General features: G+C 40.6%; 18 protein-coding genes. 14 read left to right on the forward strand and 4 right to left on the reverse strand.

Translation table 11 applies throughout. The annotated features are described in order from the left end of the window. Positions 1–172: 172 nt before the first annotated feature. Complete coding sequence (locus HB679_RS11750; RefSeq protein WP_214072177.1) at positions 173–847, forward strand: hypothetical protein; 675 nt, start codon at positions 173–175, stop codon at positions 845–847. 71 nt (positions 848–918) lie between these two features. Beyond that, positions 919–1,350, forward strand: a complete 432-nt coding sequence (locus HB679_RS11755; protein WP_214072178.1) for a hypothetical protein — start codon at positions 919–921, stop codon at positions 1,348–1,350. 35 nt (positions 1,351–1,385) lie between these two features. On the opposite strand, the gene HB679_RS11760 is transcribed toward HB679_RS11755, so the two are convergent. The 3 genes from HB679_RS11760 to HB679_RS11770 all read right to left on the reverse strand — a co-directional run bounded on the left by HB679_RS11760 (position 1,386) and on the right by HB679_RS11770 (position 4,512). After that, positions 1,386–1,955 (reverse strand): hypothetical protein, encoded by a 570-nt coding sequence (locus HB679_RS11760; protein ID WP_214072179.1) that lies wholly within the window; start codon positions 1,953–1,955, stop codon positions 1,386–1,388. Between the two features lie 91 nt (positions 1,956–2,046). Then, on the reverse strand, positions 2,047–3,867 hold the full coding sequence (locus HB679_RS11765; RefSeq protein ID WP_214072180.1) for a DNA polymerase III subunit gamma/tau: 1,821 nt from the start codon (positions 3,865–3,867) through the stop codon (positions 2,047–2,049). Positions 3,868–4,182: 315 nt separating this feature from the next. Continuing rightward, positions 4,183–4,512: a hypothetical protein gene (locus HB679_RS11770; RefSeq protein ID WP_214072181.1), complete on the reverse strand. Its 330-nt coding sequence runs from the start codon at positions 4,510–4,512 to the stop codon at positions 4,183–4,185. 568 nt (positions 4,513–5,080) lie between these two features. On the opposite strand from HB679_RS11770, the gene HB679_RS11775 reads away from it, so the two are divergent. Beyond that, complete coding sequence (locus HB679_RS11775) at positions 5,081–5,524, forward strand: hypothetical protein (RefSeq protein WP_214072182.1); 444 nt, start codon at positions 5,081–5,083, stop codon at positions 5,522–5,524. A 3-nt stretch (positions 5,525–5,527) separates the two neighbouring features. Next, complete coding sequence (locus tag HB679_RS11780; RefSeq protein WP_214072183.1) at positions 5,528–6,022, forward strand: hypothetical protein; 495 nt, start codon at positions 5,528–5,530, stop codon at positions 6,020–6,022. 162 nt (positions 6,023–6,184) lie between these two features. Here the strand turns inward: HB679_RS11780 and HB679_RS11785 are convergent, their stop codons facing one another. Beyond that, positions 6,185–6,469: a hypothetical protein gene (locus tag HB679_RS11785; protein ID WP_214072184.1), complete on the reverse strand. Its 285-nt coding sequence runs from the start codon at positions 6,467–6,469 to the stop codon at positions 6,185–6,187. 183 nt (positions 6,470–6,652) lie between these two features. Here HB679_RS11785 and rpsF point away from each other — a divergent pair, with 183 nt between their 5' ends. From rpsF to HB679_RS11835, 10 genes are all read left to right on the forward strand, one after another. After that, positions 6,653–7,018, forward strand: coding sequence for a 30S ribosomal protein S6 (gene rpsF / locus HB679_RS11790; RefSeq protein ID WP_214072185.1), 366 nt, complete (start codon positions 6,653–6,655; stop codon positions 7,016–7,018). Continuing rightward, positions 7,018–7,281 (forward strand): 30S ribosomal protein S18, encoded by a 264-nt coding sequence (gene rpsR / locus HB679_RS11795; protein ID WP_095705209.1) that lies wholly within the window; start codon positions 7,018–7,020, stop codon positions 7,279–7,281. Before rpsF ends, rpsR begins: the two co-directional genes overlap by 1 nt. Positions 7,282–7,296: 15 nt before the next feature. Beyond that, positions 7,297–7,740 (forward strand): 50S ribosomal protein L9, encoded by a 444-nt coding sequence (rplI, locus tag HB679_RS11800; RefSeq protein ID WP_214072186.1) that lies wholly within the window; start codon positions 7,297–7,299, stop codon positions 7,738–7,740. A gap of 210 nt (positions 7,741–7,950) precedes the next feature. Then, on the forward strand, positions 7,951–8,811 hold the full coding sequence (locus tag HB679_RS11805; protein WP_214072187.1) for a DMT family transporter: 861 nt from the start codon (positions 7,951–7,953) through the stop codon (positions 8,809–8,811). A gap of 51 nt (positions 8,812–8,862) precedes the next feature. After that, positions 8,863–9,171 carry a type II toxin-antitoxin system HigB family toxin gene (locus tag HB679_RS11810; RefSeq protein WP_214072188.1) on the forward strand — a complete coding sequence of 103 codons (309 nt, stop codon included), beginning with the start codon at positions 8,863–8,865 and terminating at the stop codon, positions 9,169–9,171. Then, positions 9,164–9,574, forward strand: coding sequence for a helix-turn-helix domain-containing protein (locus HB679_RS11815; protein ID WP_255547591.1), 411 nt, complete (start codon positions 9,164–9,166; stop codon positions 9,572–9,574). The genes HB679_RS11810 and HB679_RS11815 overlap by 8 nt, the downstream gene beginning before the upstream one ends. A gap of 16 nt (positions 9,575–9,590) precedes the next feature. After that, positions 9,591–11,513, forward strand: coding sequence for a DNA primase (gene dnaG, locus HB679_RS11820; protein ID WP_214072189.1), 1,923 nt, complete (start codon positions 9,591–9,593; stop codon positions 11,511–11,513). A gap of 4 nt (positions 11,514–11,517) precedes the next feature. Beyond that, positions 11,518–11,892 carry a YraN family protein gene (locus HB679_RS11825; protein ID WP_214072190.1) on the forward strand — a complete coding sequence of 125 codons (375 nt, stop codon included), beginning with the start codon at positions 11,518–11,520 and terminating at the stop codon, positions 11,890–11,892. Continuing rightward, entirely contained in the window at positions 11,889–12,959 is a 1,071-nt protein-coding gene (locus HB679_RS11830) for a glutaminyl-peptide cyclotransferase (protein WP_214072191.1), read from the forward strand. Before HB679_RS11825 ends, HB679_RS11830 begins: the two co-directional genes overlap by 4 nt. A 104-nt stretch (positions 12,960–13,063) precedes the next feature. Next, the gene (locus tag HB679_RS11835) at positions 13,064–14,182 is read left to right on the forward strand and encodes a glutaminyl-peptide cyclotransferase (protein WP_214072192.1); all 1,119 of its coding nucleotides are present in this window, start codon (positions 13,064–13,066) and stop codon (positions 14,180–14,182) included. Positions 14,183–14,230: the final 48 nt, after the last annotated feature.

Genomic DNA, 14,230 nt, shown 5'->3' on the forward strand with positions numbered 1-14,230 from the left:
GTTAATTTTAAATAAATTAGAAGCGGATATGGTTTTAACCAACAATCCTGATAAATTTAACTAATGAACAAGCCTTTACTACGTATAAACCTAACGTCGGGCTTTGTGTATTATAAACTATAGCCCGCGGATATTTAGAATGAATCACTTTATCAAAAGATTTTTTTTGCTGATGATTATAGTCGGTGCCGCTGGTACTGTTAAGGCGCAGATGGGCTATGATTATGCACAATACGACCTTGGATTAGGCCTAGACATGAATAAGGCCTATACTGATGCGCAAACCATAAAAAGCACCCGCTCAGGGCATTTAACTTTTAACTATAACGCCACACCGTTTGTAAATTATATCATAGAGTTTCAAACAGGTACCTTGCAGGGCGGCGATTCTTTGCATACAACCTCTGGCCGCCAGTTTACCAATAGCTACAATGCAGTAATGTTTAAAGGACAGTTACAAATGGGCGAACTGATTGATTACTCGCAAAGTAACATGGCTAATGCATTTAAAAACTTGTACGTGTCGTCAGGTATTGGTTTTGTGGTAAACCATATCACAGACATTAACCGGGCCTCCATTAAAACTCCGGGTTTTTATACCAGCGGCTCGCTTAACTCTAATCAGATATTGATTCCTGCCCGCATTGGGTATGAGTTTAAGGTATTTAATAAGTATGACCAGCCGGGTTTTAAGATTGACTTAGGCTATCAGTATAATTTTATTATGGGCGATGGGTTAGACGGATTTACTGCCGGAACGCAAAAGGATTCTTACTCACAGCTTTCAATTGGTCTTAAATTTTCTGTTGGCGGCATTGCGTCATACCGTAAACAGATATCCTTTTAAACTGCCATTTATAGGTTATTGATTTTTTTTGGCAGGATTTTTTCTGTATATAAACTATAAGCAATAAACTTATGAAACACAACAATGATCCCTTTAACAACGAAAATGATGACAGGGATAAAACTTTGAAAGATGAGTTAGGCGAAACTATTGACAAAGAACAACTACGCTTTAACGAAGATACCAATAGCTATGAGCTGGATGTAAACAGCGATGACCCCGATTACGATCATCCTGATCCATATAATACTTCACAAAAAAATGGTGCGGATATTAATTCGACATATGATGAAGCTAACCCCTATGATGCGGCAGACGAATATATTTCCAATGAGTCGTTAGAAACAGATGTTGATCAATTGGGTATGCATATAGATAACGGTGAAATAATAAGTGTAGACCCGGTTGATGAATCGCTGGCTCATACACCCGAAGATGACCGGGACGATCTGGACGAAGAGGGTTACCCCAAAAATGATACACCTGACAATTTTAAGCGCTAGCAAAAAAGGCTGATCACACGATCAGCCTTTTTTGTTTATTGTACTTTGACCAGAAACAGCCGGTCGGCAGTATAAGTATATATACCGTTAGTGTTATGCAGTCGCGGGTCTATAATAAGCCACACCATCTCATTAGTGCTCTGGCTAACCAATTCGATCGGTTTATTGGCTGACCTGAAAAATGGGTCAGCATCAAAATCTACATAAGTTTGTCCGTTTACATCGTACGTGGTATAATTGTAATACTGCGGCCCGGGCGAATCCTCTATAGTTAACTTAAAGCCGGCGAAATTTTTATCTGCAGAGAAAAGTATAGAATAATAAAACGCATTTGCATTTACAGAACTCAATAATTGGCCGGTTTGGGTATATGTTTCGGTTTTGTCGTTTTCGCAAAACCAATCGCCCGTAAAAAAAGCTTTATCAGTAGTGTCTGTTTTGCCCGTGGTTCCGGTTGCACCAGTGATGCCGGTAATTCCTGTGGTACCTGTAGTGCCTATAGCCGCACCGGTATCTTTCGGAAAAATCGGCGGATCAAGCTTGCAGGCCGACAAACTAGATATACCGAAAATTAGCCCTGCCAAAAATTTATAGCTGTTGCCCATCGGGTTAGATACGTTTATAAATAGGTATATAGTTTTTTGGACGAATAAAAACGGAGTAAGGTTGCTTTGTTAATACAAATGTAATATTTGCTTAGTCAAAGTCCAGATTAAAACGCTGGCGAAGCTCTATCAGTTTAGGGTTTTTGGCAGCCATGTATTGATATTTTTCCTGGCTGGTATAAGGTTTCTTAACCCTTACCTGCTCATCAATACGTGTGTTAACTTCAATGTCGTAATTGTTAAGCGCTTTACGCAGATAGTTCATTAATGCCGGCTTGTCTTCACGGAAAGATTGTTCGAGTGTTTTATTCTCTACTATTACCTCAAACATGTAAGGTTTAAGCATTTTTGGTGCTTCAGAAGAAAATACGGTTAACAGGTTCATCTTGCCTTCGGCTTTAACGCGCGCCGCAAAAATATGCCAGTGTTTCAAGAAGTCGTCTATACTGAAATCTTCTTTAGTATCACCTTTTTCGTAAGGATCTTCTTCTTCTTCTGCAACCGTTTCGGTTATACTGCCTATGCCCTTTAATGATGGTATTTTGATAGATGCGGTAGCACCTGCATTGGGTATAAATGTAGGTTTTGGCTTTTCTTCTACCGGGGCAGGCGCGGGTTTTACAGGCTCTGGAGTTTGATTTGCAGGTGTTTCGGTGATTTTTGGTGTAGTGCTATAACTAGCCGGAGCGTCGCTCACCATGGCTACCGTATTGCCGGGTAGTGCGGGTTGTTGAGGCGCTATTGCTGCGGAATCAGGTTTTTTTTTTAATTGCTCGTTATCGGGCATTGCAGTTAGCGGGGCGGTGGCCAGGTTAAACACCGAGAGCAGATGGCACATTTTTAACAGTGCCAGCTCAACCTGTAAGCGTTGGTTTTTGCTCAGCTTGTAATTCAGATCGCACTGATTGGCAATATTTAATGCCGATATCAGGAACGATACGCTAGATGCCTGCGACTGCTGGGTATATTTAGCTTTAATCCCCTCGCTTACCTCCAGCAATTTAACCGTTGCAGGGTCCTTAGTCACCAATAAGTTACGCAAATGCTCTGACAATCCCGAAATAAAATGCGCGCCGTCAAACCCCTTCGATAAGATCTCGTCAAAACACAAAAGCGTTTTAGCCGTATTTTCGGTCAGCAGGCTTTCAGTGATATTAAAGTAATAATCGTAATCAAGAATATTAAGGTTATCAATCACCGAGCGATAGGTGACATCAGCGCCAGAAAAGCTGACAATCTGGTCAAACATTGACAGGGCATCACGCAAGCCGCCATCAGCTTTTTGGGCGATAATGTGCAGGCCGTCGTCCTCGTATTTAATATCTTCTTTTTTCGCTATCGATGCCAGATGATTAGCCATATCCTCAACACGGATACGGTTAAAGTCAAAGATCTGGCAACGCGACAGGATAGTAGGCAGAATTTTATGCTTCTCTGTAGTTGCCAATATAAATATCGCGTAATGAGGCGGTTCTTCCAGCGTTTTTAGGAAAGCGTTAAAAGCCGCCTGCGATAGCATGTGCACCTCATCAATAATATATACTTTATAGCGTGCGCCTTGTGGTGGTATGCGCACCTGCTCAATCAGGCTGCGGATATCGTCGACCGAGTTGTTGGAGGCTGCATCCAGCTCATGCACATTGAATGAATTACCGTTTTGGAATGATATGCAACTTGGGCAAGTGCCACAGGCTTCGCCGTTGGGCTGCAAATTTTCGCAATTAATGGTTTTGGCCAGGATACGTGCACAGGTAGTTTTGCCCACGCCACGCGGACCACAGAACAAAAACGCCTGCGCCAGCTGATTATTTTTAATGGCGTTTTTTAGCGTGTTTGTTATATGTTGCTGACCGACAACGGTTTCGAAAGTAACCGGGCGGTATTTGCGTGCCGAAACAATGAAATTATCCACAGCTACTAAGTTAACAAGAAATTGCGTTTCTGGAAAGCAGGGTGGGGGATTGTTGATAAATTGGTTTGAGGAGGGGGAGTAGAGGGAACCTCCTTCTTGTAAAAAGCGTTGTCATCCTGAGCGATAGCGAAGGATCTTATAAAAGCTATTACAAAGCGTCCAAGATCCTGGCACATAGCCCATCAGGACAGTTGGGGTGTAGCTGTATTCATAATTAATGAATGGCTAACATTTTAAAAATACAAAAAGATGAAAACGGTAAATCCTATATTCAAATGCCAAAGGATTATGACCCCGATAATCCAAACATATCTATTACAGTTTATCCACACTTAACGATTGAGGAGGCATATTTAAAGTCGTGCGCCCGTGATGCTCAAAACCAACGGTCCAAAGATGACAGTCAAGCACATTGATCCAATTATTATTTTCTGCCAATGGTTTGTTTACTTCTGTAATAGAATTTCCATAATCAGTTGGCGCAAAAATCTTTATTACACTCGCACCTATTTCTACTGATATTTTTAAATCATCTCCCATGCTATTTAATAACGCCTCTACGTATCGTTGTTCTGTTATAAATATCAAGGTTAATATTCCGCTATCGTCTGCGGCTATTGTAATATCTTTTATTAAATTTTGCATACCGTATTCATTTTGTTCACATATTGTATTTATTCGATATGGTTGTATATTTATATCCTTTAAGCCGATACTACTTAACCCATACGCTACAAAGCAGCCAGCATAACGGACTCATTAACCTATCGCAATAGATCCGTAATTCCGAAAGATATTTGTTTAACAAACAGCGCAACCGTGTCGTTTACTTTTGGTTCTGGCGAGCCTTCGGAGGTGACGACATTGGTTGCGTTTGCTGTTAAACAAATATGATCAATTTTATATGTTTAATATACACACTATCAATGATATCGATATTTTTGTATTTTCGTAACAATTAACACTCACCGTAAATCGCCAGCCATATGAACAGTAAAACATAGAGAACAACTAGCTTACCCATAAGCAAGTACATAATGTACCATTTCGATTTGTTGTTCTAAATTCTCACATACAACAGCATGCAAATTCGATACAAGTACACCCTTAACCCGGTGTGGCTATATCTTTGCATGCGAGGCCGTGAGAAGCCCTGAACAACTAAGATTAAGTAGCCCACCGGGCTTTTTGTTAATGTTCTAAATTCTCACAAATGAAACTTACCATATTGAATAAGGCGCTGATCGCGCTGGGTGGCATATTAGCCATTTTTATAATTACCAACCCATCAGCATCGGCCTTTAAAGAATACCTGGGCAGGAATAACTATAAAGGCCTAAAAAGACAAAGCAATTATTTTATATTTAGCGAATACCAAGATAGCTCTTACACCGACCATGTAAGGCATGAAGAGAAGTACTATGGTGTATTAGGTAATTTTATGGTTTATCATGAACCATTTGAAAACATTGGACGACAAGGAATCCCCCAAGACACTACCATGTATGGAAGCCCTAAAATGACGATCAGTCAATTTGCTCAAAAAATTAAAAGTAGATACCCTGAATACAGGGCAATTGACAATAAAATTTTAGTGGAAAAAATTCTTAATAAATACCCGGTTTATAAAGAAACAGTTAATTTGTCTTCAAATTAACACATGGAAAAAGAAACAGAATACGTGGAGGATATCCTTCACTATATAGCATTGTTTCGTGGCATATTCATAAATAAAATGTCATATATAGAACGAACTATTGAACTTGTTATAGCAGATCATTATTGCAAAAATGGTCTAAGTGTTGAATTTGTAGATTTCATTATAGGGGAAAAACATGTTTCTTTCGATAGCAAGAAGGTAATATTTGAAAAGATATTACAAAAACATCATAAAGATTATTATGAAAAAAGCAAACACCTGTTAAAAAAAATAGAGTTTTTCCAACCCCATCGGAACAAATTAGCTCATTATATGGCTTGCCTAACAGATGAATCTATTGAAAAATTCAAAAAAGATAAAACCTTTGGTCTAATTCAATATTTAGAATTGAAAGAACCTGTATGGTACGATGTCGATTTGCAAACAAAGGTATCTATATCAATAGATGACGTTTTCGAATGGTGCAAGATTCCGATTGGTAATACCCCCTCTTAATACAGCATAGCGCATATCTGTATTCGTCGTAGGGGGATTACCTTCATCTTGATTTTCTTTAAGACTGGATTCATTTATCTTCGTCCAAACCCAACTGTTTAGAAGGTACAAATGCCAAGATCCTTCGCTATCGCTCAGGATGACAAATATGGTTGATTGAACTTAAAATTCTTCCTCTTCCGGCAAATGATCATCCTCCGGGTCTAGGCGGCTGATGTCGTATTTTTCGCCATCTGGCTCATTCAGGTCGTCATCTACACGTATTTCGTGCAGGTCGTCTACATCTTCGGCCTCATCTTCAAATTCTTCGTCGTCAAAATCTTCATCTTTCTCATCATCCCAATCGTTATTATCATAGTCCTTTTCGCCGGGGGCCTGGAAATAGATAGTATCGTAAAGGAAGTTTGCGCTCTCTGTTTTGTCGTTGTTAAAATCGGTAAACTGCATGGCGGTATTGATTTAGTATTATATGGACAATTTAATCCGTGCTAATGTTTTAAAATTAAACAGCTTATATACACTTATGGTTAAGTTAATATTATATTAAAAAGCCTTTGATAAATATAAATATATAGCTACATTTGCAGCCCCGAATTGTTGGGATAAATAATTAAAAATCAAAGTATAACAATGCAACAGTACGAAATCGTGATCGTTCTAACCCCGTTGTTGTCAGAAGAAACTGCTAAAGAGGCAATTGCCAAATACAGCAAAGTTCTTACTGACGGCGGAGCCGAAATTGTCCAGGAGGATAATTGGGGTTTGAGAAAATTAGCGTACCCTATTCAAAAAAAGACTACAGGGTACTATCACTTAACTGAATTTAAGGCTCCAGGTGATTTAATTAACAAATTGGAAGTCGAGTTAAGACGCGATGAGCGTGTTTTACGTTTCCTGACAATTGCTTTGGACAAACATGCCATAGCTTACAATGAGAAAAAACGCAGTGGTGCTTTTAACAAGAAACCTGCAGCTAAAGCGGAGGATGCAAACTAATGGCAAACGACCAAATTAAATACGTAACAGCCCCTAAAGTAGAGGACAACCGTAAAAAATATTGCCGTTTCAAAAAGAATGGCATCAAATACATTGATTACAAAGACGCTAACTTTTTATTAAAGTTTGTTAACGACCAGGGTAAAGTATTACCACGTCGTTTAACCGGTACTTCATTGAAGTTTCAGCGTAAAGTGGCTCAAGCGGTTAAACGCGCACGCCACATTGGTTTGTTACCTTATGTTACAGATTCATTAAAATAGGCGGAGGTAAAAACAATGGAAGTTATTTTAAAACAAGACATAAAAAACCTGGGCGACAAGGACGATATCGTAACCGTGAAGCCAGGATACGGCCGCAACTTTTTGTTTCCAAAAGGTTACGCTGTATTAGCTACTGTTTCTGCACGTAAAGTTTTAGCCGAAAACCTGAAACAAGCTGCATTTAAACAAGAAAAAATACGCAAAGATGCTGACGCTATTGCTGCACGTTTAGAAGGTGTTAAACTTTCTATCGGCGCTAAAGCTGGCGAAACCGGTAAAATCTTTGGTGCTATCAACACTATCCAAGTTGCTGATGCATTGAAAAAAGAAGGTTTCGAAGTAGATCGTCGTCGTATTACTTTTGATCAGGAGCCTAAATTTGTTGGTGATTACACCGCAATTTTAAACCTGCACAAAGAAGTAAAAGTAAGCGTTCCGTTTACTGTAGTAGCAGAATAATTTTAAGATCTGATTTCAGATTTCAAGCTATAGAAAGCTGTCCCTATTATCGGGGCAGCTTTTTTTGTTTAAGCAATTCCCATCACGTCATCGTGAGCGTAGCGTGACGATCTCTATACGACAGACTAATCGCTTTGCCGGAGATCGTCACGCTCGTTCCTCGCTCACGATGACATGTAGGGGAAAGAAATTCCGTAATTTCGCCACATCATGAATCCCAAACTAGCCCTTGTCATCGGTATTATCTGTATCTCGTTTTCGCCCATCCTGGTTAAAACAGCCGACGCTGCGCCCATAGTTTGCGCTTTCTATCGTATTTTCTTCGCCTGGATATTGTTGCTGCCCTATTGCCTGTACAAACGCAACTTAAAAATGGCATGCAAAGACATCATCCTGGCCTTAATTGGCGGGCTAATATTTGCCAGCGATATAGCCGTCTGGAACATCTCCATCAAAATGATCAGCGCTACAGTATCTACCTTGCTGGCTAACCTGGCCCCGGTTTGGGTGGGGTTGTTAAGTTACCTGCTTTTCGGTAAGCGCTCGGGTTGGTTATTTTGGGTGGGTACCGCCATTGCGGTAAGTGGTATGGTTATTTTGGTGGGTTATGCTAACCTGATACACCTGCAATTAAATATGGGTATTATTTACGCCCTGATATCCAGTTTGTTGTATTCCATTTACATCCTCATCACCAAAAATATTTTAAAGCGGATTGACACCATCCCCTTCATGTTTTATAATATGCTGGCGGCGGGAATTTATTTGTTTGTTATTACACAGATTATGGGTAAAGATCTGTTCCATTACAATCCCATCACCTGGGTGAGTTTAATCAGTATGGGTATTGTTTGCCAGCTAGTGGGATGGATAACAATCAATTACGCCATCAGCCATCTGGAATCGACCAAGGTTTCTATTACGCTATTAAGCCAAACGGTGGTTACCGGGATACTAGCGATGTTGATGCTGGGTGAGACCTTAGCTGTGAAAGAGGTTATTGGTAGCGTGGTTGTGTTGGTGGGGATAGCGATTACGTTTTTGAAACCGAGGAGGGCGTCGATTTTGTAAGAGATTCTTAAAATATTGTTTACTAGCAGAAAACTTATTATATTTGTTAGAATGAATATTATCACCAGGAGAACTATCCTTTCTTATATCGATCAGTATCCACTGGCTGCTAATTCATTAAAAATTTGGTACGACGAATTATCTAAAGCGAGTTTTATAAACTTCAATGAGTTAAAAAGCGTTTACGGTAATGCAAGTATCGTTGCAAACAACAGAGTTGTATTTAATATAAAAGGAAATTCTTTCAGACTAGTTGTTTCAATTAACTTTAAAAAGCAAGCAGCATACGTGATATGGTTCGGTACACATGCCGAGTACGATCAAATTGATGTTACTACTATCAATTTTAAAATTGATTAATAAAGCGGCGCAGCTTTTAAAACTCTGCATTAGCAAAATGATTAAGTCCCTGAAATTATTAAAAACTGAGGCTGAATATAACACAGCAATCAAAAGAACCATTGAGATATTTCATGCGGAAGAAGGCACACCCGAAAGTGATGAGCTGGATATTTTGTTGCTATTGGTGAAAGATTATGAAGATCGTCATTATCCAATCTCTGCCCCAGATCCAATTGAGGTAATAAAATTAAAGCTCGAAGAAAAAGGATTGAAGCAAAAAGACCTTGAGTCCATTATTGGCTCTAAAGGTTACGTTTCTCAAGTTTTATCAGGAAAAAAAGAGCTTACATTAAAAATGGTTAAAGGTCTTCATTTGTATCTAGGTATATCTGCTGACATTTTTTTAGCAGGCACTAAATAACACTACTTTTTAACGCATGATACTCAAATCAACTATCGACCGTATAATGGAAGCCACAGATATTGTGGAGGTGATAGGCGATTTTGTGCAGTTAAAAAAGCGTGGCGCCAACTACGTGGGCCTTTCGCCGTTTGTCAATGAGCGTACGCCGTCGTTTACAGTGTCGCCGGTTAAGGGGATTTTTAAAGATTTCTCGTCAGGCAAAGGGGGGAGCGCAGTAACCTTTTTAATGGAGCTGGAAAAGTTTACTTATCCCGAAGCCCTAAAATGGCTGGCCAAAAAATACAGTATCGAGGTTGAAGAAACCGTAGAAAGCCCCGAAAATCAGGAGGCAGACAACCGCCGCGAAAGTTTGATGATCGTATCGGGATTTGCCGCCAAGTTTTTCCACGAAAGCTTGCTGGATACCGACGAAGGCCAATCCATCGGCCTGAGCTATTTCAAAGAGCGTGGTTTCACTAACGATACCATTAAAAAGTTCGAGTTGGGCTACTCGCCCGATCAATGGGAAGCCTTCACCTCACAAGCGCTTAAAGAGGGGTATCTCGAAGAGTTTTTAACGGAAAGCGGTCTGTCTGTTAAAAGAGATAATGGTTCGCTGTACGACCGCTACAGGGGTCGGGTGATGTTTCCGATCCATAGCTTTACCGGCAGGGTAATTGCTTTTGGTGGACGTACGCTGAAAAGCGATAAGAACGTACCGAAGTATGTCAACTCGCCGGAGTCGGAGATCTACCATAAATCAAACGTACTTTACGGGCTTTACTTCGCCAAAAAGTCGATAAGGGAAGAAGATAACTGCTACCTGGTTGAAGGTTATGCCGATGTTATTTCGGTACACCAGGCGGGTATCGAAAACGTGGTGGCCTCGTCTGGTACCTCGTTAACTGTCGAGCAGATCAGGTTGATCGGTCGCTTAACCAAAAATGTTACCATTTTGTACGATGGAGACGCGGCAGGTATCAAAGCTGCTTTGCGCGGACTGGATCTGATTTTGGAGGAGGGCCTCAACGTTAAAGTTGTGCTGTTCCCGGATGGGCATGACCCCGACTCATACGTGCGTTTGATGGGCACGGCAGGTTTCAAAAAACATATCGACGATAACAAGAAAGATTTTATCCTCTTTAAAACCGACTTGCTGCTTAAAGAAGCCGGCAATGACCCGATTAGAAAATCAGAGGTGATCCGTGATATTGTAGAAAGTATCGCTAAGATACCTGATTCTATCAAAGCTTCGGTATTTATCAAAGAGTGTAGCAATCTGCTCAAGATCGATGAACGTGCGCTGCTGTCTGAACTCAATAAAATGCGCCAGGCTAAGGCCAAGAAGGATGGCCAACAAGCCAGTGATCGGATGATCACGCCTTATGAGGATTATCCGGTAGTTGAGGAAATCCCGCAGGAGCATTCAGAAACTTTCTCGCAAGAGAAAGAGATTGTGCGCTTGTTGCTGTTATACGGTAATAAAATGATCGATTGGGACGGTATCACCAATACCTACATCGGCTCCTTTATGATAGCAGAGCTGAATGATGTGGAGTTTGAGCATGTTCCGAGTAGAGATTTTATACAGATATATAGCAAAGAGGTAGAGAACGGCGTTTTGCCCGAGGATCAGCATTTTATTCATCATCCTGATAAAGAAATTGTAGACCTGGTAGTAACCCTGCTGGCAACTAAATACACCCTGAGCGAAAACTGGTACGAGATGCACAAGATCCTGGTGAATGATGAACAGGATAATATGAAATCTACCATCCTTGGTGCCATCTTTCATCTTAAAAAACACAAAGTGGGTAAGATGTTGGAGAACTTGCGGAACGAACTGGCAAAAACTGAAAGCCCGGAAGATCAGGACATCTTGCTTACCCAATACATGCGGATGAAAAAGGTAGAGAAAACCATCTCAGACTACCTGGGGTCCGTAATCATTAAATAACCCCATGGCCCAGCATAACGACCTTGGCCGCCATGGCGAAAGCCTGGCAAAAACTCACCTTGAAGCAGCAGGCTACCAAATACTTGACTTAAACTGGACACACGGCAAAGCCGAGGTTGATTTAATTGCTTATAAGGACAAGGTTATTATATTTGCCGAGGTGAAAACCCGCACGGGCAACGGCTTTGGCCAACCTGAGGATTTTGTAGATATACACAAGCAAAGGCTCCTGGCTAAAGCTGCCGACGAATACATCTATTTAAAAAGCCACGAGGGAGAGGTGCGGTTTGATATCATCGCCATTTTATTTACTAACGATACAGATTACACACTAAATCATATAGAGGACGCGTTTTGGCCTCAGCCGGATAACTTATGAAACACAGATCAATACTACTGCTAGCCGCTTTAGCCTTAATGGTTTACAGCTGCCAAAACAAACCTGAGAATGGTAACGACATGACTTTAAGCCCGGAGTCGGGTACTACCTATAAATCAGGCGAGCCGGTTAATGTTAAGATTCGCCTTGACCCCTCAACAAAATTTGATTCTGTAGTATACATGCTGGATTCTACCCGGTTAGGGGCTAAGAAAGATACTTCGGCTTTAACCATCAAAACAGATACCCTGCCGCTGGGCGCAAAAACACTTACTGCTAAAGTTTATAATGGTGGCAAGGATCATGATGCTTCGTCAAACTTTGTATTGCTGGCGGCCAAAGCGCCTGAAGAGTTTACTTATAAAGTGGAAAAGAAATACCCGCACGATACCAGCGCGTATACCGAAGGCTTTCTTTATAAGGATGGATATATTTACGAAAGTACCGGCAATACCGGAAAATCGGCTATTCAAAAATCAGATCTGGAAACAGGCAAAGTGCTGCAAAAACAGTTAATTGACCCTAAATATTTTGGCGAGGGTAGCGTGATTGTCGGTAACAAAATAATTATGCTTACCTGGAAAGATAAGATAGGCTATGTGTTTGATAAATCTACCTTAAAGGTGCTTAGCACATTTAATGACAATGTAGGAGTCGAAGGTTGGGGAATGACAACCGACGGTAATAAAATATACAGAGACGATAGCACCAACCGTATCTGGTTCATGGATAAAGATACGTACCATGCAACCGGCTATATAGATGTATGCGATGATAAAGGGCCAATCGACTCGTTAAACGAATTAGAGTACATCAATGGTAAAATATTTTCTAATAGGTATACGCATGACGTGATTTTGGTTATTGACCCTAAAACCGGCGCTGTGCTGCAAAAGGTAGATATGTCAAACCTTTGGCCTAAATCACAGCACCCGGCAAGTTACACCGATAGCGACGAAAACAATAACGTATTAAATGGCATAGCCTGGGATGAAAAAGGTAAGCGCCTATTAGTTACCGGTAAAAAGTGGCCGTACATTTACCAGATTAGTTTAATAAAGAAATAATTGGTTTGTGGTGCAGGTTATTATATTTGCTGCTACAAATTAATAAACCAATTATCAATAAACCCCTTTTTGACGGATGCCTTGCGGCATACGCTTGATAAATTATGAAGATTAAATCATTATTACTATTCGCTGCTATTGCGCTTTTTGCTGCATGCAAGCATAAACCCACCGGTAAAGTGGCAATTACCATGACTCCCGAGGCCGGTTTTGGTATCGGCGACGACAAGCCTGTACCAACTTCTGTGCATTATCCAGCAGGGTTTAGCCCCGATTCTGTAGTTTATTATATTGATTCGGTACGGTTAGGTTCCAAGCCTGATTCATCAGCATTTAATATCGAAACAAAAAATCTGCACATGGGCATGCGCACCATCATGGCTAAAGTTTGGAGCGATGGTCAGGTATATCTGGGCATGACCACTTTTTACAAAGTGCCGAAAGAAATGCCGGAGCGTTTAACCTTTAATGTAATTGCCAAATTCCCGCACGATACTGCTGCTGATACACATGGTTTAAGTTATGACAATGGCTTTTTATACGAAAGCGTTGGCGATACTACCCATGGCGAAATTAGAAAAGTAGACTTAGCAACCGGTAAAGTACTTATCCGTCAACGCCTGCCAGGTAAGCACTATGCAAAGGGAAATACTATACTTGGAGATAAAGTGTTAGTGTTAGCCGACAAAGAACACGTAGGTTATATTTTTGATAAAAACACCTTAAGGCCCGAAGGTACATTTACCCGTACGGATGGAGCAAATGGCGGCGGTATTACCACCGATGGCAAAACGATCTTTTATGATGACGGCACTAACCGCATCTGGACATTGAACAAAGACAGTTTTAAAAAAATAGATTTCATAGATGTATACGATCATGAGTCTCCGGTTAATTTGATTAATGAGCTGGAATATGTTGAAGGTAAAATATATTCGAACGTTTACAGTTTTGATACCATAGTAATTATCGACCCTGTTACCGGCGCAGTAAACCAGGCTATTAATTTAATGAACCTATGGCCATTTAAAGATCGCCCAAAAACGTTTAACAACGAAGATAATGTGATTAACGGTATAGCGTACGACGCAAAAGGCAAGCGCCTTTTTGTGACAGGCCGACACTGGCAAAGCATTTATCAGATTGAAATTGCTAAGCATCTTCCGCAGGGCATAGCAGCGCCAGATGCACTTCCGGCTCCGGGTACTATACCAAGAAATTAATAAATGTCATTAAACAAGAAAACCGCTTTTATTTAAAAGCGGTTTTCT

Origin of the sequence: Mucilaginibacter sp. dw_454 (assembly GCF_018449775.1) — a bacterium.
Taxonomy (GTDB): Bacteria; Bacteroidota; Bacteroidia; order Sphingobacteriales; family Sphingobacteriaceae; genus Mucilaginibacter.